General features: G+C 72.2%; 17 protein-coding genes. 8 read left to right on the plus strand and 9 right to left on the minus strand.

Annotated features, from left to right (window positions below; all coding sequences use genetic code 11):
- Window positions 1–151 precede the first annotated feature (151 nt).
- Complete coding sequence (locus tag WMF36_RS11430) at window positions 152–1,333, minus strand: vWA domain-containing protein (RefSeq protein WP_437579630.1); 1,182 nt, start codon at window positions 1,331–1,333, stop codon at window positions 152–154.
- A gap of 278 nt (window positions 1,334–1,611) precedes the next feature.
- On the opposite strand from WMF36_RS11430, the gene WMF36_RS11435 reads away from it, so the two are divergent.
- Window positions 1,612–3,858, plus strand: coding sequence for a molybdopterin oxidoreductase family protein (locus tag WMF36_RS11435; RefSeq protein WP_437579631.1), 2,247 nt, complete (start codon window positions 1,612–1,614; stop codon window positions 3,856–3,858).
- Between the two features lie 23 nt (window positions 3,859–3,881).
- On the opposite strand, the gene WMF36_RS11440 is transcribed toward WMF36_RS11435, so the two are convergent.
- From WMF36_RS11440 to rarD, 7 genes are all read right to left on the minus strand, one after another.
- Window positions 3,882–4,529 (minus strand): class I SAM-dependent methyltransferase, encoded by a 648-nt coding sequence (locus WMF36_RS11440; RefSeq protein WP_437579632.1) that lies wholly within the window; start codon window positions 4,527–4,529, stop codon window positions 3,882–3,884.
- A 21-nt stretch (window positions 4,530–4,550) separates the two neighbouring features.
- A complete protein-coding gene (locus WMF36_RS11445; protein WP_437579633.1) occupies window positions 4,551–4,904 on the minus strand; it encodes a type II toxin-antitoxin system RelE/ParE family toxin in 354 nt (117 codons plus the stop codon).
- A complete protein-coding gene (locus tag WMF36_RS11450) occupies window positions 4,856–5,092 on the minus strand; it encodes an addiction module protein (protein ID WP_437579634.1) in 237 nt (78 codons plus the stop codon). Before WMF36_RS11450 ends, WMF36_RS11445 begins: the two co-directional genes overlap by 49 nt.
- Before the next feature lie 177 nt (window positions 5,093–5,269).
- On the minus strand, window positions 5,270–7,852 hold the full coding sequence (gene pepN, locus WMF36_RS11455; protein ID WP_437579635.1) for an aminopeptidase N: 2,583 nt from the start codon (window positions 7,850–7,852) through the stop codon (window positions 5,270–5,272).
- A gap of 185 nt (window positions 7,853–8,037) precedes the next feature.
- Window positions 8,038–9,135, minus strand: a complete 1,098-nt coding sequence (locus WMF36_RS11460) for a lysylphosphatidylglycerol synthase domain-containing protein (protein ID WP_437579636.1) — start codon at window positions 9,133–9,135, stop codon at window positions 8,038–8,040.
- A 201-nt stretch (window positions 9,136–9,336) separates the two neighbouring features.
- Complete coding sequence (locus WMF36_RS11465; RefSeq protein ID WP_437579637.1) at window positions 9,337–10,428, minus strand: TauD/TfdA family dioxygenase; 1,092 nt, start codon at window positions 10,426–10,428, stop codon at window positions 9,337–9,339.
- A gap of 202 nt (window positions 10,429–10,630) precedes the next feature.
- Entirely contained in the window at window positions 10,631–11,557 is a 927-nt protein-coding gene (gene rarD / locus WMF36_RS11470) for an EamA family transporter RarD (RefSeq protein WP_437579638.1), read from the minus strand.
- 225 nt (window positions 11,558–11,782) lie between these two features.
- On the opposite strand from rarD, the gene WMF36_RS11475 reads away from it, so the two are divergent.
- From WMF36_RS11475 to WMF36_RS11490, 4 genes are all read left to right on the plus strand, one after another.
- Window positions 11,783–13,345 (plus strand): HEAT repeat domain-containing protein, encoded by a 1,563-nt coding sequence (locus WMF36_RS11475; protein WP_437579639.1) that lies wholly within the window; start codon window positions 11,783–11,785, stop codon window positions 13,343–13,345.
- A gap of 194 nt (window positions 13,346–13,539) precedes the next feature.
- On the plus strand, window positions 13,540–13,785 hold the full coding sequence (locus tag WMF36_RS11480) for a hypothetical protein (protein WP_437579640.1): 246 nt from the start codon (window positions 13,540–13,542) through the stop codon (window positions 13,783–13,785).
- 71 nt (window positions 13,786–13,856) lie between these two features.
- The gene (locus WMF36_RS11485) at window positions 13,857–14,099 is read left to right on the plus strand and encodes a hypothetical protein (protein ID WP_437579641.1); all 243 of its coding nucleotides are present in this window, start codon (window positions 13,857–13,859) and stop codon (window positions 14,097–14,099) included.
- 403 nt (window positions 14,100–14,502) lie between these two features.
- The gene (locus WMF36_RS11490; protein ID WP_437579642.1) at window positions 14,503–14,934 is read left to right on the plus strand and encodes a hypothetical protein; all 432 of its coding nucleotides are present in this window, start codon (window positions 14,503–14,505) and stop codon (window positions 14,932–14,934) included.
- 132 nt (window positions 14,935–15,066) lie between these two features.
- Here WMF36_RS11490 and WMF36_RS11495 read toward each other — a convergent pair whose 3' ends face one another.
- Window positions 15,067–15,438 (minus strand): thioredoxin family protein, encoded by a 372-nt coding sequence (locus WMF36_RS11495; RefSeq protein ID WP_437579643.1) that lies wholly within the window; start codon window positions 15,436–15,438, stop codon window positions 15,067–15,069.
- 100 nt (window positions 15,439–15,538) lie between these two features.
- Between WMF36_RS11495 and WMF36_RS11500 the strand changes: the two genes are divergently transcribed.
- The 3 genes from WMF36_RS11500 to WMF36_RS11510 all read left to right on the plus strand — a co-directional run bounded on the left by WMF36_RS11500 (window position 15,539) and on the right by WMF36_RS11510 (window position 17,932).
- Window positions 15,539–16,075 (plus strand): RNA polymerase sigma factor, encoded by a 537-nt coding sequence (locus tag WMF36_RS11500; RefSeq protein ID WP_437579644.1) that lies wholly within the window; start codon window positions 15,539–15,541, stop codon window positions 16,073–16,075.
- A 51-nt stretch (window positions 16,076–16,126) separates the two neighbouring features.
- On the plus strand, window positions 16,127–16,924 hold the full coding sequence (locus tag WMF36_RS11505) for an N-formylglutamate amidohydrolase (RefSeq protein WP_437579645.1): 798 nt from the start codon (window positions 16,127–16,129) through the stop codon (window positions 16,922–16,924).
- Between the two features lie 213 nt (window positions 16,925–17,137).
- A complete protein-coding gene (locus WMF36_RS11510) occupies window positions 17,138–17,932 on the plus strand; it encodes a hypothetical protein (RefSeq protein ID WP_437579646.1) in 795 nt (264 codons plus the stop codon).
- Window positions 17,933–17,972: the final 40 nt, after the last annotated feature.

The following is a 17,972-nucleotide window of genomic DNA, read 5'->3' on the forward strand; positions in this document are numbered from 1 at the left end:
CTTTCGGGACGACGCCATGCCTGACGGCGCTCCGCCCGTCTCCCTGCGCGAGGTCTCCCGCGATCACCCCGGCGCCGTCCTCGATCTCTCGGGCTTCTCCGGCGCCAGGGATGCCATCGACGGGCCTTTCAGCAGGACGAAGCCCGCAGGCTCAATACGCGAGCACCTCGCCGCCCGACGAGAGCTCGCACGCGCCGTCCAGCGGATCGCCGCCCGTGCGGAGGATCTCGGACGGCACCGGCTCGTGGTAGACGCCGGAGAGCGCGATGTCGACCATGCGCAGGATCGCGCGATCGAGCTTGGTCACGTAGTAGCAGGGGATCGTCGGCTCCTTGTGAGCGCCGCCAACCCCGGAGTCATCGGTCAAGAAGAGGTATCGGCCGCCCGTCAATTGCGCGGCTGAGCGCATGGTGAGCTCGGTGAGGTCGTCCACGCCGCTCGACGCGACGGGATAGACAGCCACCCCGCGGTCCTTGAGGGCTTGTATCCCGTCGGCCATGGCCGCCGAGTTGCTGTCGTGGTGGGGCGCGTCCGCGACCCAGAAGGCGAGGCGCGCTGTGTCGTCGTCCGTGCTCCAGGCGAGGTCGGCCGCCTTGGAGAGCGCCTGGTCGGGCGCCTCCGGGAAGTCGTTGCCGCCGTCGGCCACCTGCTCGGCGAGCTTCGCCTGGAACTCGCCGGGATCGGTGCGGAAATCGAACCACCGGACGACGTAGGTGTCCTCGGTGTCTTTATAAAGGACCAGCGACCAGCGCTGCTCGGCGTTCGGGTACTTGGCGAAGATGGAGTCGGAGAGGGCGATGAACTCCGTCTGGAGATACGCGATCTCGTCGCCCATGCTGCCGGTCGTGTCGATGATGAGCGAGACGTCGAGCGTCTCCCGCTTCACTGGAGGCGCCGCGAAGAAGCTGTGCGCGGCCTGGTGATCGGCCTCGGTGAAGGGCATGAGGCCCGGGAGCTGCTGCGCGTAGAGCGTGCTCCGGTACGAGAGGAAGAAGTCGAAGTTGCGATTGTCGTCCCAGACGCCCGCGGTGAGCGTGCCAGGCTCGATGCTGCTGCCGCCACCGGCGCCTCCGCCACCGGCGCCTCCTCCGCCGCCGCTGCCGGGGGCGCTGGAGCCGCCTGAGACATCGCCGCCGTCCGTCGGACCTCCCGTGCCGGCCGAAGCGGTGCCTTCGCTATCGCCAGTGCCGGGGCCCGTCCCCGGGATCTCGCCGTCGCTGCCCGTCCCCGGGATCTCGCCGTCGCTATCGTCGCCTGAGCTCGAGCTGACCGAGCACGCCCCCAGCGCGAGAAGGCATCCCACCGTGAAAGCGATGCGGAAACAGGTACGCATAGGGTCTCCTTGGCCGCCGGGGTCCTCACGTGCCGACGTCGGACGCGGCCAGGCGTGCTGCAAAGCATGGAGCGTACCGAGCCCCGATCGCGCGATCTCCGGCGTTTGCGTGGCTGCCCGTGGTGCGGTCTGTGCCAGGACGCGCCGGAGCGCGACCCCGACGGCACAGGCGCTCGCGGTACCGTCGGACGCAGCGACCCGCCCCGGATTGAAGCGCGCGCGGGCGGGCGAGGTCAGGCGCTCGCTGGCCGCGCGGCGCGCTGATAGGCTCGCGCGCCATGTCGAGCCACGGGACCACGCGCACGCACCATCGCACCTGCAATCTCTGCGAGGCGATGTGCGGGGTCGCGATCGAGGTCGACGGCGGCCGGATCGCGTCGATCCGCGGCGATCAGCGCGACCCGTTCAGCCGAGGGTACATCTGCCCGAAGGCGCTCGCGCTCCAGGACCTCCACGAGGACAAAGATCGCCTGCGGGTTCCGGTCCGGCGCACCGCCTCCGGATTCCAGCGCATCTCGTGGGACGAGGCGCTCGACGAGGTCGCCGGGCGGCTCCGGGAGATCCAGGGGCGCCACGGACGGGACGCCGCCGCGGTCTACCTGGGCAATCCCACGACGCACAACTACGCGTCGCTCCTCTACCTCATCCCGTTCCTGGAGACGTTGCGGACCCGGAGCCGCTTCTCCTCGACCTCGGTCGATCAGCTCCCGCACCACCTCGTCGCGACCCTGCTCTTCGGGCACCAGCTGCTCGTCCCGGTGCCCGACGTCGACCGCACCTCGTTCCTGCTCATCGTCGGGGCCAATCCGGTCGTGTCGAACGGCAGCCTCATGTCAGCGCCCGGGATGCCGCGGCGACTCAAGGCGATCCGCGCGCGGGGCGGCACGGTCGTGGTCATCGACCCGCGGCGCACCGAGACCGCGGAGATCGCCGACCGCCACCACTTCATCCGGCCCGGGACCGACGTCTTCCTGATGCTCGGGCTGCTCTCGACCCTCTTCGCCGAGCGCCTCGTCGCGCCGGGGCGGCTCGGCGATTTCATGAATGGAATCGACGACATCGAGCGGCTCGTCAGCGATTTCACGCCCGAGCGCGTCGCCCCGAAGGTCGGCATCCCGGCCGCGCAGATCCGCGAGCTCGCGCGCGCCTTCGCCGCGGCGCGCCCGGCCGTCTGCTATGGCCGGATCGGCGCCTGTCTCCAGGAGTTCGGCGCGCTCACCACATGGCTCATCGCGGTGCTCAACCTGGTCACCGGGAACCTGGATCGCCCCGGCGGGGCGATGTTTACCCGGCCGGCCGTCGATGTGGTCGCGATCCAGGATCTGCTCGGCCAGCGGGGCGATTTCGACCGGAGCCGCAGCCGCGTGCGCAAGCTGCCGGCGTTCGCCGGGGAGTACCCTGTCGCGGCGCTCGCGGAGGAGATCCTCACGGAAGGGCCGGGGCAGATCCGCGCGCTCCTCACGATGGCGGGCAACCCGGTGCTGTCGACGCCGAACGGCCGGGCGCTGGATCGGGCGCTGGCGGGCCTCGATTTCATGGCCTGCATCGACTTCTACATCAACGAGACGACCCGACACGCCCACGTGATCTTGCCGCCGACCGGTCCCCTGGAGCGCGACCATTACGATCTCGCGTTCCACGCGTTCGCGATCCGGAACACCGCCAAGTACGCGCCCGCGCTGTTCGCCCCGGCGGACGACGCGCGTCACGACTGGCAGATCCTCGTCGAGCTCGGGGTGCGCCTCGCGGCGCCCGGGCGCGCGGCGGGGCTCGCCGGCCGCGCCGCGCGCCTCTTGAAAAGGGCGCTCCCGCCGACGCGGCTGCTCGACGCGGCGCTCCGCTTCGGGCCCTACGGCGCCGGCGTGAGCCCGCTGTCCGGCGGCCTCTCGCTGCGCAGGCTCGAGCGCGAGGTGCACGGCGTGGATCTCGGGCCGCTCGTGCCGTGCCTGCCGGAGCGGCTGTTCACGCGGTCCGGGCGCATCGAGCTCGCGCCGGAGGTCCTCGTCGCCGATCTCGATCGGGCGCGAGCGGCGCTCGACCGGGAGGGGGGCGGGGCGCTCGGCCGCGCGGTGAACGGGGCGGGGGAGGCGAGCGCGCCGGGGCAGCGGGGCGAGGCGGGGTATGACCTCCAGCTCATCGGCAGGCGGCAGCTCAGGAGCAACAACTCGTGGCTGCACAACAGCCATCGCCTGGTGAAGGGCAGGAACCGGTGCACGCTGCTCATGCACCCGGAGGACGCCGCGCGCCGCGGCATCGCGGCCGCGCAGCGGGTTCGTGTGTGCTCGCGGGTCGGGAGCATCGACCTCGAGGTCGAGCTGACCGACGAGGTGATGCCCGGCGTCGTCAGCGTCCCGCACGGCTGGGGTCACGGCCGCGACGGCGTGCGGCTCGAGACGGCGAGGCAGCACGCTGGCGAGAGCGTCAACGACCTGACGGACGACCTCGCGATCGACGCGCTCTCGGGCACCGCCGCGCTGAACGGCGTCCCGGTCCGCGTCGAGCCGGTCGGGATCCCACCGGCGTAGCCTGGCAGCCCGCCCGTCGCCCCTCAGCCGATCGCCTCGGCCGTGAGCCGCCGCGTCCGCCGGCCCGACGCGAGCGTGAGGTGCTGTCCCCAGCTCGTCTGGTGCGGCACCTCCCCGTCCACGATCTCGCTCGCCTGGATCTCGAACCCTGCGGCGCGGTAGGCGGGGCGCAGCGCGTCATCGATCCACGCGTCCGAGAGCTCGGGGAGGCCGAGCCGCGCCGCGTAGGGCCGGTCGTCGAAGACGCTCTGGTTGAGCAGCGCGATGAGCTCCCCGCCCGGCCGGACGAGCCGGCGCAGCGCCTCGAGCACCGGCGCCTCCGGGAGCACGAGGGACGAGAGCAGCGAGGCCCAGGGGAAGTTCAGCGTGAGGGTGTGGGCGAGCCCGGCGAGCTCCTCCGGCAGCGCCTGCACCGACGCGACAACGAAGAGCGCGTTCGGCCGGCCGCCCCGGGCTGCCTTGCGGCTGGCGCGCCACGACACCTCGCGCATCCGCTCGCCCGCGGGGTCCACGCCGATGCAGAGCGTGTCGGGGTGGGCGCCGGCCGAGCGGTACACGAAGCGGCCGTCGCCCGTGCCGACGTCGATGAGGACCCGCGCGTGGCCAGCGAGCTTCGCCTCGAGGTCCGCGCGCGTCCACGTGAGGGACGCCTTGCCGAGCTGCACGATCATCGTCGCCTCGAGCGCCGCCGCTCACTGGCCGGGGCGTCGCATCCAGTACCCCGGCCGCCGCTTCGCGTGAGCGAACGCGACGATCTGGATCGCGGAGCCTTCTGCGGTGAAGAACACGACGAAAGGGAAACGGCGCAGGGCATACTTTCGATAGGGATAGCCATCCTGCCATCGGGGCCATGTATCGGGTGCATCGGCGATCGCGTCGAGCGCCCCCTCGATGGCGCTCACGAACTCGAGGCCGAGCCCAGGACGGCGCCGCTCGTACCAGTCTACAGCTTCGTCCAGCTCCGTCTGGGCGTCGACGCGAACGAGGATCGGTCGGGTCAACCAGCGCCCAGCCGCGCGAGGACCCGCGCCCGAACCTCGGACCACGGGGCCCCTTCGCTCCCCCCATCGCGCACCGCCCGCTCTCTGCGCTCGAGCTCCTCGAGCCAGGCGGCGTCCCAGGCGTCATCGTGCGGCTCCCCGACGCTGGCGAGCAGCTCGGACGCGATCTTGAGGCGGTCTCCTTCAGGAAGGGACAGGGCGGCAGCGAGGATGTCCTCGGTGGGATGAGCCATCGTGTGTCTAGCGTACCTCGGCTCGCGCGCCGGATCGACCCGTCGCGCCGTGCCGGGCTGGTTCAGCCACGGGAGCGGTCGGTGCAACCGTCCCGGCTCCCGGGTCGCAGAGCTCGCTCGCGACGCCCACGCGCGCACCGATCGCTCCTCTGCGCGGAGTCGCGAGGGCCGGCTCGCCTACCCGCTCGCCGCCGCGAGCTCCCGGCACCCGATCGCCCGCACGAGGTCGTCGCTCGACTCGCGCAGCATCCGGACCAGCATCGGCAGCCGCGGCTTCGCCGGCGGCGCGCCGCCCGGGGCCTCCTGGAGCGCCGTGAGCCGCGCCTCGGCCGCCGCGAGGAGGTCCCGATCGACGCGGTACGAGGGGAACAGGTGGGTGAAATACGCGGACGCGAGCTCGTGCGTCCGCGTCTCGAAGACGTGCTGCACCCGCTCGAAGAACCCCTGCACGTACGGCTCGAGCAGCGCGCGCTGGAACGACCAGTTGAAGCCCGACATGGCCGCGCTCGTGAGGTGCAGCGAGCCGTACCCGCCCTCGTGGAAGCGCTCCCACGCCGCGGCCTTCGCCGCCGGATCCGGGCGCGCCGTCTCGGCGCGCAGCGCGGCGCGCTGGCCGCGATCGGACGGGTCGCGCTCGCGCTCCTGGGCGAGCCGCTCGTCCGCGCCCGCCATGCCGCGCGCGATCCACTTCACGGCGACCGTCCAGCGCATCTCTTGATCGATCTCGAGCCCCTCCACCTCGATCTCGCCGTCCACGAGGCGCGCGGCCACGACGAGCTCCGGCGCCGAGTAGGCGGCGTGGAGGAGCGCCCGCGCCCACACGATCTGCGCGTCGCCGCGGGGCGCCGCCCGGAGCGCCGAGAGGGCGAGGCCCGTGAACGCGCTCGCCTCGGCCTCGCGCATCGGGTCGGGCACGTAGCGCGCGAGCGCCGTCACCGCGTTCGTGAGCACCGGCTCGACGAGCGAGAGGTCCGGCTCGGACGGCAGCTTGTCCCTCACCAGCGCGAGGTACGCGGGGGAGGCGAGCTTCTGGTCGCGCACCATGCTCCAGAGCGACGACCAGAGCAGCTGCCGCAGGAGCGCGTCCTCCACGCGGCCGATGTGCTCGCGCACGAACGCGAGCGAGCCCGGGTCGAGCGCGATCTTCGCGAACGTGAGGTCGTTGTGGTTCGGGAACACGAGGAGCGGCGCTCGCTGCCCCCGCGCCGCGACGACCTCGGTCGTCGCGCCGTCGATCTCGGCGGGCACCGAGTCGACCACGAGCGCGCCGCCCTCCTCGCGCGCGAGCGCCACGTCGATGCGGTGCGGCCGGAGGGTCGGGTAGTCCACGGGGGCCGTCTGCACCACGCGGAGCCGGCCGATGCGGTCGCCGTCGGACTCCCACTCGGCCGTGAGCGTGTTGAGCGACGCCTGCTCCAGCCAGACGCGCGACCAGGCGCCGAGGTCGCGGCCCGAGCCCTCCTCCAGCGCGGACAGGAACTCGCGCAGGGTCGCGTTGCCGTACTGGTAGCGCTTGAAGTAGCGGCGCATCCCGTCGCGGAAGGCCGGCAGGCCGATCGCCGCGACGAGCTGCTTCATCGCGGCCGCCCCCTTGCCGTACGTGATGCCGTCGAAGTTCAGGAACGTGTGCTCCGTGTCCGCGAGCTCCCCGGCGATGGGGTGCGTCGTCACGAGCTGGTCCTGCCGGTAGGCCCAGCTCTTCATGACGTTGAACGCCTTCCACACGGCCGGCTCGAACCGGGTCGCCTGCTCCATGGCGAGGAAGGCCATGTACGTGGCGAAGCTCTCGTTCAGCCAGAGATCGTTCCACCACCGCATGGTCACGAGGTTGCCGAACCACATGTGGGCCATCTCGTGGAGGAACACCTCGGCGCGCGTGAGGCGCTGGTGCTCGGTCGGCGGGTCCCGGAAGATCATCCGCTCGCTGTGGGTCACGGCGCCGACGTTCTCCATGGCGCCGGCGTTGAACTCGGGGACGAAGACCTGATCGTACTTTGTGAAGGGGTACGGGTAGTCGAAGAACTCGGGGTAGAAGTCGAAGCCCTGCTTCGTGATCGTGAAGAGCTCGTCGGGGTCGAGGTGCTTCTCGAGCGATCTGCGGCAGTAAAGCCCGAGCGGGATGCCGCGGTGCTCGTCGCGGACGCCGCTGTAGGGGCCGGCGATCAGCGCGAAGATGTAGGTGCTGAACCGGGTCGTCTCCTCGAACACCCGCGTCGAGCGCCCCAGGCCCGCGCCGATGGTGCGGCGGACGCGGGCGTTGCCGATGATCTCCCAGTCCTCGGGCGCGGTCACGGAGAGCCGGTAGCTCGCCTTGATGTCCGGCTGGTCGAAGCAGGGGAACAGGCGGTGCGCGCTGAACGGCTCGAGGTCCGAGTAGAGGTAGTCCTCGCCGTCCTCGGGGTCGCGGAAGTGGTGGAAGCCGTCGCCTGTATGGTCGTAGTCGTTCTCGTAGACGACGCGCACGCGCGTCTCCGGATCGAGCAGCTTCCCCGGGAGACGGATGCGGCAGTCGGACCACTCGGGCTCGACCTCGACGCCGTTGATCTCGAGCCGCTCGATGCGCCGGCCGCGGAAGTCGATGAAGGTGTCGCCGCTGCCGCGGACGTCGAAGTAAGCGAGCGCCTCGCCGCGGTAGCCGCTCTCGCCGCGCGACAGGTCGAGGGAGAGCTCGTAGCGCGCGTTGCCGATGCGCGCGGCGCGCTCCTCGGCCTCCTTCTGGGTGAGCACGTCCCGTCCGGGGCCGCCGGTCTTTTCCGTCATGACGTGCACACCCTAGGACGAACCGCCGGAGGGTGGCCAGCGCATCCGCCACGGTCGCGATCGCCACACCCGGGGTTGCGATCGTCACGCCGCCGAAGGGGGCGGTGACACACCGGGTCCGGATCGCTCCAGAGCGCTCGGCAAGATACGCTCCGATGGGTTTGTGACATAAATCACAGTTTTGATCAAGATCCTGCGCCCTCCTCAGAGGCGGCTCGGCGCGTGGGAGGGCTGCGGCGCCACGCGAGCGTGGCGGCGATCCCCGCGAGCGCGAAGGCCGCCTGGAGGAGGTGCAGGAGCAGCGAGACCGCGATGGCGGAGCTCGCGGTGAGGCCGAGCAGCGAGGCGGCGAGCGTGAAGGCGCCGTCGGTGGCGCCGATCTGGCCCGGGATGAGGTCGCCGGCCGCCGTGCCGGCCGCGCCCACGCCGTACGCGGCGAGCGCGCGGAGGGGGCCGCTCTCGGCGCCGACGGCGGCGAGGAGGACGCCATACTGCGCCGCCTGGAGCGCGCGGCCCGCGACGCAGGCGACGAACGGCCAGCCCGGGACGGGCGCGCGCTCGCGGACGGCCTCCTGGAAGGCGGCGGTGAGCTGGCCGGCGCGGGCGAACCGCCGGGTGATCCACGCCGAGGCGGCGCGCTGCCGCGCCGCGAAGGCGACGCCGAGGCCGCTCGCGACCAGGAGGGCCGCGTGCGCGAGCACGCCCAGGGCGAACGGGGAGGCGCCGCCGCCGATGCGGAAGAGCGCCGCGGCCGCGAGGAGCGACAGCGGGGCCGCGCCCAGGAGCGCGAGCGACTGGTTCGCGGTGGCGATCGCGGCCGCGCGCGGGGCGCCGACGTGGGGGGAGAGCAGCGCGGCCTTGACCGCCTCGCCCGCGGCGCGGCCGGCCGGCATCAGCGCCATGACGGGGTAGCTGACGACGTGGATGCGAAGGAGCTCCGCCGCCGGGACGCGCCGCGGCGCGCAGAGCACGGCGGTGGCGATCGTCTCGCAGCCGATGCGCGCCGCCTCCAGCGCGATCAGGAAAGGCAAGAACGGCGCGGCGCGGGTCACCGCGGCGAGCATCTCCGCCGCGCCGACGTGCCGGATGAGCGCGACAAGGGCGGCGAGGCCAAAGGCCCCGAGCGCCGCGTGGAGCAGCGCCCTTCGCCGCGCGCCGCGGGCGGCGGACGTGTTCAGGGCGGCGGGCGGCGCGGCAGGGACGCCCGCTCCGCCGCCGGGCATGGGCGCGGGGTCGCCGTCGGGGCATTCCTCTGCCGCTCGGGCCGGAGGCAAGGGAGCCATGGGAAGGGGGTACGCTGCGAGGCGCATGCCGGCGCCGTGTGGGCGCGGCGTGCGCACGCGGCGGCGGGGCGCCCCGCGGAGAGCGCAGGCGCCCCGGGCGCGCGGCGTGCGCCCGCGGCGACGGGACACCTCGCGGAAGAGCGCCTCAGCGCCGCGGACAGGCAACCGTGAGCGCTCCGGGGCCCTCCCGGGCGCGGTCGCTCACGCGGGAGCGAGCGGGGCGTGGAGGCGCGTGCCCGGCACGACGATGCCCCCGCGGTCGCCGGGGGTGAGCGAGCCGAAGCGCTCGCGGAACACCGGCGGCAGCGGCCGCGCGCCGGGCGGAGCGAGCCAGAGGCGGAGCAGGTGCCGCCGGCGATCCGGCTCGGGCCAGTCCTCGAACGCCGTGCGATCGTGGAGCAGCGTGTGGTTGTGCACGAGCTGGATGTCGCCCGGGCGGAGCTCCATGGTCATGTGGAGCGCCGGGTCGTTGGCGAGGGCATCGAACAGGTCGAGCGCCTCGATCTGCCGCGCCGTGAGCGGCGGGACGTCGGGAAAGCGGCGCGCCGACTCGATGTACTGCCGCTGGTAGACGGCGGACAGGAGCTGGGTGTGCCAGCTCAGCACCGGGATGTGAAAATAGGGCCGCTCGCCCGCCGGCACCTCGCCCCGGCGATCGGTCTCGAGCGGCGCGAACAGCGCCTCGGCCAGGTCCGGGCGCGCTCGCCGCATCTCGTTGTACAGCGTGACCGAGCTGACCAGCGCCGAGAGCCCGCCCGCCCTGGCGGTCCGGAGGCAGAGCAGCGCCACGACATCGCACGAGTCGGTGTGGAAGGTCTGCCGCTCGCGCGTCTGGTAGATGCGCACGCTCGGGTCGTGGCTCGACAGGCCGAGGTCCTTCACGTGGCCGAGCACGTGTCCTCGCGCGTTCTGCGAGCGCGCGCTCCCGAGGTGGCTGCCGATGCCGAGGAACGCGATCGCGGCCGCGCGGAGGTCGCCGCGGTCGAGCCAGGCGCCGCGCAGCCCGCGGAGGAGGGCGAAGCCGCGGCCGTCGAGCACCTCCGCGAGCACGCGGCGGAGGCGCGCGGCGAGCGACGGCAGCGGGAAGGCCTCGCTGCGCATCCGCGCCGGGTCTTCGCCCGTCTCGGCGAAGCGCCGGACGGCGGCCTCGACCTCCTCGAGCTCCGCCGGCGTGAGGTGCTCGATCCAGCCGTCGCTCTGCGCCATCGCAGGGCCGTACCAGGCCGAGGGGCCGGCGATCTGCGCCGGGATCTGCGAGAGGTCGGTGCTCGGTGCTGTCTCTTCGGAGCTCATCGTCTGGCCCAGAGCAAGGATTTGAACCGTCGAGGCGCGAGGAACGCCAGGGGAGGGGATTGTAGATGAATTGTGGATGAAGAGATGAACAGAGTCGAAGGCGCCAGTCACGGAAGGAGCACCCTCTCTCCTCTCTCTCCTCTCTCTTGGCGCCCTCGGTGTCCTGGCGGTTCGAATTCCTCTTGTCTCGTCTGCGGAGCGCTCAGGATGCGCTCGTCCTCGACGCGCGGCGCGCGCGCAGCGCGGCGTCGGCGCTGAACACAGCGAGCCCGGTCCAGATGCAGGCGAAGCTCACGGCCTGGGTGGCCGTGAACGGCTCGCCATAGACCAGCACGGCGAGCAGGAACTGACCGCTCGGCGCGAGGTACTGGAGGAAGCCGAGGGTGGTCAGCGACAGGCGGCGCGCCGCGTTCGTGAACCAGACGAGCGGCAGCGCGGTGATGATGCCTGTCGCGGCGAGGAGGACGTGCGTCCGCAGATCGGTATGGCCCATGGCGCCCGAGCCGTCGACGTGGAGGGTGGCCAGGTAGGCTGCGCCGAGCGGGGCGACGAACAAGGTCTCCAGGGTGGAGCCAGGGAGCGCGTTGACGGCGACGACCTTCCGCAGCAGGCCGTAAACACCGAACGTCCCGGCCAGGGCCAGCGCGATCCAGGGGACCGAGCCGGCGCGCGCGGCGAGGTACACGACGCCCGAGGCGGCGAAGCCCAGCGCGAGCCACTGGGCGGGCCGCGGCCGCTCGCGCAGGAAGAGCATGCCGAGGAGCACGCTGAGCAGCGGGTTGATGAAGTAGCCGAGGCTGGCGTCGAGCAGGCGCCCCACCGCGACGGCGTAGATGAAGAGGACCCAGTTCGCCGAGACGAGCGCCCCGGTCGCCGCCATGGAGGCGACGACGCGCCGGTCGCGCAGCGCCGCGCCGAGCGCGCCGAGCTGCCCCGTGGCCAGCGTGAGCGCGGCGAACGAGAGCAGGCTCCACACGGTGCGGTGGGCCAGGATCTCGAACGCGCCAACATGACGGAGCTGCTTCCAGAAGACGGGAACGATGCCCCACGCGCTGTAGGCCGCGACGCCGTAGACGACGCCCCACGCCGCTTCTGGGCGGCTCTCCGGAGCGTTCTCGGGCGTGCGCATGAACGGTTGTGCTCTTCGAGGCGCGATGCCCGCGGCCCGGCGCCGCCGTCACGCGGCGCCGCTCGTGTCCTGCCGGCGGCGAACATGTCCAAGTCGCTCGCGAATTTCAAGCGTCTTCTGCGGGCGGGTCCGCCGCGCGACTCGTCGTCTTCCCGCTCGATACAAGCGCAGGCGTCCCGCCGGTGGGTGACCGCCTCGCGGCCTGATAGGATCGCGGGCGTAGCCGTGAACGACCGTCGCGACACCCTCGTATCCATCCCTCATGAGGAAATCCAGAGCGCCGAGGATCGCTCGTGGACCGAGCGGCTCCTCGGCTGGCTGGTGCTGCCCGAGCTCCCCGCGGCCGAGCGGGACGAGATCGCGACGACCCTGGAGCGTGTCGAGGACCCCCGCGCGGAGGCGCGGTTGACGTGCATCGTCGAGGCGCGTGAGCTCCCCGAGGCGGCGCGCGAGGCCGCGGGCGCGATCCTGAGGAGCGCCGGGAATCCTCCGGGCGGTGCCCGGCTCAGGGCCATCTGGGCGGGGGGTGACGCCTTGCTCCGCCGTCACGCGATGCTTCTCATGGGACGCGCCGAGGCGGACATCGTCGAGCCGGTTGCCCGGGACCCCGCGCACCCGCTTCACAAGGAGGCTATCGAGGCCCTCGCGTTCGACTTCTCGGAGCCGCGCTTCCAGGCGCTGAAGATCGCCGCCCTCGAGCACCCCGACGCGGACGTCCGCAAGGTCGCCGCCGACGCACTGCTGTGGGACGAGCCCGTCGCGGCCGAGGCGCCGCTCCTCCGCGCCGCGGCGGATCCAGCGGTCGACGTTGCTATCGCTGCGCTAGACACGCTCCATTACTATCCGACCCAGCGCTGCCTCCGCGCGGTCGCCGCGCTCTGCGGGCACCCTGACGAGAGGGTTCGCGCCGCGGCAGGTCGCTGTGCCTTCGAGATCCGCGAGGACAGGTTTCGGTGGGCGCTCGACCGCGCCGACCCGGCCGAGCGGCGCCGTCTCCTTGCATGGATGGATCCGGTCCGGCATCTCCTTGGCATCCCGGAGGACGATGCCGTACCCCGGACCGACGACCCCGCTACGCACGCGCGGATCTACCCGCCCGGTAGTGACCGCGGGTCGGACGTAGATCTGGAGACGGCCGAGCTCGTTGCGCTCTATGCCGATCTCGACGGCTGCTGGGCGGACAGGAAGAGTCGGTTCTCGGAACGTTTCCGAGCAGAGCGTTATGCTGCGGACCGCGGAGTCTTGACGGCGTTCCTGGTGGGACACCCCGATCCCTGGATCCGCGAGCGGTCCGCGGCGCTCCTCGCCGCGTGGGGCGAGCACAGGGCCCTCCTCGGGCTCACCCACGACCCTGCTTTTCATGTCAAGAAGAGCGCGATGTACTGGCTCGGCCAGCTCTCGGCGAACCGGGCCCTGGCAGCTCCCGCCTGGGAGCACCTCGGCGAGCTCGGGACGACGGGCACACACGCCCTCGAAACCCTGAACACCTACGTCGCACATGCGCGGAAGGAGGATTCGATCCCCCGGCTCCTCACGCTCGCCCGCAGCGATGGGCGCGAGCCGGTCCGTTGCGGTGCCGTCGATGCGCTCGCCAAGCTCGGCGCTCGCGCCGAGATCGAGGCGCTGCTCCCCCTGCTCGCCGAGCCGCCGCAGGTGACGTGGGGGACTCACATCGCGCTCCTGAGAGCATGCAGGCCCCTCGGTCTCCACCCAGGACGGTGCGACGCGCTCCGCGCGGTCGACAACATCGATGTTCAGATCGCGCTCGTGCGCATGATGGCGGCGTGATCGGCCGCTGACTAGCTCGCCAAGGAGAGCCCTGAACATTCGAGCTGCTGCTTGTTCGATGGCCAGCATCGGAAGGTGTTGACAAGGGATGGGGTCGCCTCACGAGCGCGCTGGACGCTTATCGGCTTGCCGAGCAAGCTGCCAAAAATGGGCGAGATCCACGGGAGGCAGCGGCGCGCGCCAAGGCTGTGGAGATGGAGGCGAAGGTCGCGACGCTCAGAATTGTCGTGCCCGAGCCCGTAGCAGCGTTGTCAGGGCTGAAGGTCACGCGCGATGGAGAGGTGCTGAGGCCTGAAGCATTGAACAAGTATATGCCGGTCGACAAAGGAACGTATGTGCTCAAGGCGACGGCCAATGGAAAACATCCATGGACCAGGCAAGCTCATATCCATGCCGACGGCTTCGAGGCATCCTTCACGGTCGTCATGCGCGATCTCTAGATCTCAGCGGCGAGCTCCGGGACCGGATGAGGACCTACGGAGCCCAAAGCTCTGCGCCTCCGCTCCCGCCCGTGGACGATGCCCGCGCCACGCTGATCCCGGAGGACGAGGCGGCGCTCTGGGCCGGCGAGGGGACGTACGCACCGAAGTGGGCGCTGCCGCCGCGGGTCTCCCCGGACGAGAAGGTGCCGCGGGAGCTCCTGGTGCAGCCGCGGGGAAATGTCGCCGCGGCGGCGCGCGAGCTCGGAAGAGATCGCGCGCAGGTGCACCGGTGGCCCAGGCGGTACAACACGAACATCGACGAGCTCCGCTGACCGCGTAGTCCGCGAGGCGCGCCGCGGCCGGGATCCAGGCGACATTGGACGGCGCGGCGCTGGCCTCCAAGGACGGTCCTGCATGCCCGCTCGTGGGCTCGCCCGAGGCCCACCGTGCTCGCGGCCGCCACCGCGCAGCGCGTGCGCGTCGCGTGAGCCCCGCGCTCGCCGGCTCGATGGGGGCAGGCCCCGCGCGCGCAGGGCCGCCCGATCGCGGGCAACACCGCGCTTCCCGTCCTCCCGAGGAGAGCGGCCGCGCTCGCCGCCGCGCCGCGAGATCCTCGTGGCACCCGCGTTGCTGGGCGCGGAGCGCGGCGCCGGGATCTGCGCCGAGCACAGCGAGGTAGGAATGCGAAGTATCTACTCTGTGGCAGGGCTATGCGCAGTGATGATGGTCGCGTGCATGGACAACACGACCGACGAGACAGAGCCGGGAGAAACAGGGCCGGGAGAGGCCCAGCCTGAAAAGATGGGATTCGTCGCCGTCCAGTGGGCGATCGAGGACAGGACCGACGCCTCTCAGTGCAAGGCGTACGGCGCGAACGCGGTCGAGCTGATGCTCATCAACGCGGAGAACAACCACGTCACCAGGCAGGTGGTCCCGTGCGAGCGGTTCGACGCGAGCATCCATGTCACCGCCGATGACTACGTCGGAACGATCACGCTGATCGACGAGAACGGCAGGCCGGTCAGCGAACCGCTGCCGCTGGGACCGCTCGAGGTCTCCGGGGCCGAGACGACGACGCGCCGGATCAGCTTCCCCGCCGCCGAGGGGCAGGGCGACACCGAGGGGCAGCGAGACAGGCAGCGACCGCGCGACCGGCATCGACGGTAGCACGCGGGTGGGCCGGGTCGCCCGCGCGACCCCCCGAGCGAGCTCCAACGCGGGCTCGCCGCCGCGGCATCCCCAGTCCCCCGCCAGAGCCGCCGCGGCATCCCCACGCCAGGGAGCGCCGACGAGACGCCATCACGGCGGCGACGGCGCTCGGTCCCTCCGCTCCCCCGCGGAGAGCTCCCGCCCCTCGACCAGCTTCAGGAGCTTCTCCTTCGTGGTCAGCCCCACGTGGCGCGCCACCTCCTTGCCGCCGGCGAACGCGACGACCGTCGGGAGCCCTCGGATGCCGAAGCGGCGGGCGAGCGCCGGGCTCCGATCGCCGTCGACCGCCACCACCTTCAGGCGACCTGCGCCCTCCTCCGCCAGCCGGTGCAAGATCGGCGCGAGCGCGCGGCACGGCGGGCACCACTGCGCCGTGAAATCGACGAGGACGGGCACCCCGGCCTCCAGCACCTCGGCATCGAAGTCGAGCTCGTTGATCTCGTGGACAGGATTCATGGACATTGCGCGAGCCTCCATGCCTTCCCAGGTCTCGAGACCGGCATCCATTACACCGCTCGCCGGTGTAATGTGGGCGCGGCTCGAGACCTGACCTCCGTAGACCATGGAAGCCATCAAGGACGCGGACGACATCCTGGGGCACGTGTCGCACCTTGTGCGCTCGGAGCGTTCGGCGCTCGCGGCGCTGGCGCGCGCGGAGGGGGTGACGCCCGAGGACGCTGTCGACTGCGTGCAGGAGGGCCTCTGCACGCTGCTCACCGTCGCGCAGCAGGGCGCGCTCCCGGACGACGCCGGCGCGTGGGGGGGCGTGCTCGCCGGGATGGTGCGGAACGCCGCGCGCAACCGGCGCCGCCGCCACTTCCGCGCCCGGCCGCACGAGGACGTCGACGCGCACCCGGAGGCCGCGGGGGAGGTCCCGGCGACCGACGAGGCGATCGCGCGCGCGGAGGAGCACGTCCGCCTGCGCGCGTGCGTCGAGGAGCTCTGCGAGATCCAGAAGGCGGTCGTGACCCTGCGCATGCTCGAGGAGCAACCGGGGGAGGACGTGGCGCGCGCGCTCGGCATCTCGGCCGGCCACGTCGCGGTCCTCCTGCACCGCGCCAAGGTCGCGCTGCGCGCCTGCATGACGACGCCGTCCTGATCGCGCGCGGCGCGGACGCGCTCGGGTCTGCTATGTCTCGGGCGAGACGCCATGAGCACCCCTCCGCCTGCCTTGCGCATCCTTGCACCCGACGAGCCGCCTGCGTTCGAGGTGGTGAATCCCCAGGGTCGCTCCAGCGCGGTCCTGCTCTGCGACCACGCCTCCAACGCGGTCCCGCGGAGCCTCCCCGAGCTGGGCATGCACGAGGATGCGCTCTGCCAGCACACCGGCTGGGACATCGGCGCGGCGCGCCTTTCGCGCCGCCTGTCCGCGCTCCTCGACGCGCCGCTCGTGCTCTCCGGCTACTCCCGCCTGGTCATCGACTGCAACCGGCCGCTGGGCTCGCCGACCTCCATCCCCGAGATCAGCTGCGGCGTGCCCATCCCCGGCAACGCGATCGACGCCGCGGAGGCCATGGCGCGCGCCGACGCCTGCTTCTGGCCCTACCACCACGCGATCACCGCGCTCCTCGACGAGCGGCGGGACCGCCGCAAGAGCACGGCGATCCTCAGCCTCCACAGCTTCACGCCGTCGATGCCCGGCGAGGACCGGCCCTGGCACGCGGCCATCCTCTACGGCCGCGATCGGCGGCTCGCCGCGCTGTTCCTCGAGGCGATGCGCCGCGAGCCCGGGCTCTGCGTCGGCGACAACGAGCCCTACTACGTGACCGATGGAGGCGATTACGGGATCCCCGTGCACGGCGAGGCCCGCGGCCTGCCGTGCGTGCTCCTCGAGATCCGCCAGGACGGCCTGCTCAGCGACGAGGGCGTGGAGGCCTGGGCGCAGCGCCTGGCCGCGATCTACCGGGAGATCGAGGCCGACCTCTTCCCCGGGGCCGGCAGCGCGTGACGCCCGGCGCGCGCGGGGGCCGCCGCCGCGGGGACGCGGACGGCGCTCCAGGGGGCGCTGGCAAGAAAGGAACAGGCCGCCGCGGCGTCAGGAGATGAGGCTCCCTGGGCTCCGCTGACGCCCGGCCTCGTTCAGGCCAGCGTGGCGGAGCTGCGGCGTAGGACCAAGGTCCCATGGCGCGGAGGGGCGTCGTGACCCCACCCTGGCCGGGACATGATCCCCGAGAGGCAAGTCCTGGACGTGGTAGCGGTCGCGGCGTCGGCGGGCCGAGAGCGCCCCTCCCCGGCGAGGCGCGAGATCGGAATCCCGGCCGTCGACCTGGTCGTGCTCATCGATTCCAGCGAGGCGATGAAGGAGCTGGCAGACACGCTCAGCAAGGTGGTCGGCGCGGCCATCGGCGCCGCCGGGCTGAAGCACCCGGTGAACCTCCGCGTCACGTACCTGGGCATCGAAACCGCGTTTCCCTCTACCGTCTTCATGATCTCGGCGCGCGGCTACCTGACCGTGGCGCGCAGGGTCGATGAAGCGTTGCTCACGAGCCGCCCCCGGGGGCCATGGAGTGGCGCGTCGGAGGGGCAATCCGCCGGCGTCGAGGGGAGCGCGGGGCGCGTCCTCGTCGACATCGTGGCCCACTTCGACTGGCGATCCGGGGCCACCCGCAACGTGCTCTTCCTGGGCGATGGGCCGCTCGATGGAGTCCGCTCCCGCACGCCTGCAGGGCAGGACGAGGACCGCGGGGCCGCGGGCCGTGTCATCGAGGCCGCCCGGCAGATGGGAGCCCGCGTGCACATGTGCCCGAGCCTCGGCCGGTCCCGGGGCGACGCGGCGACGCAGGAGAGGCGGCGTACGGGCATCAAGGCAGACTACGCGCGCGTGGCCGTCGAGACGGGCGGTCAGTTCCTCGTCGTGCAGGACAGCCTGGGGGCCTGCCTCACGATGCTCGAGAGCGTGATCGGCGGCAGCACGACGGCCCCGCGCATCACCACGGCGGCGCGCATGCCCAGGTAGACGCAGCGGCGAGCCGAGGATCCCCGGGGCCACGGGCCTC

The organism is Sorangium sp. So ce887 (genome assembly GCF_051521455.1).
Classification (GTDB): Bacteria; Myxococcota_A; Polyangia; order Polyangiales; family Polyangiaceae; genus Sorangium.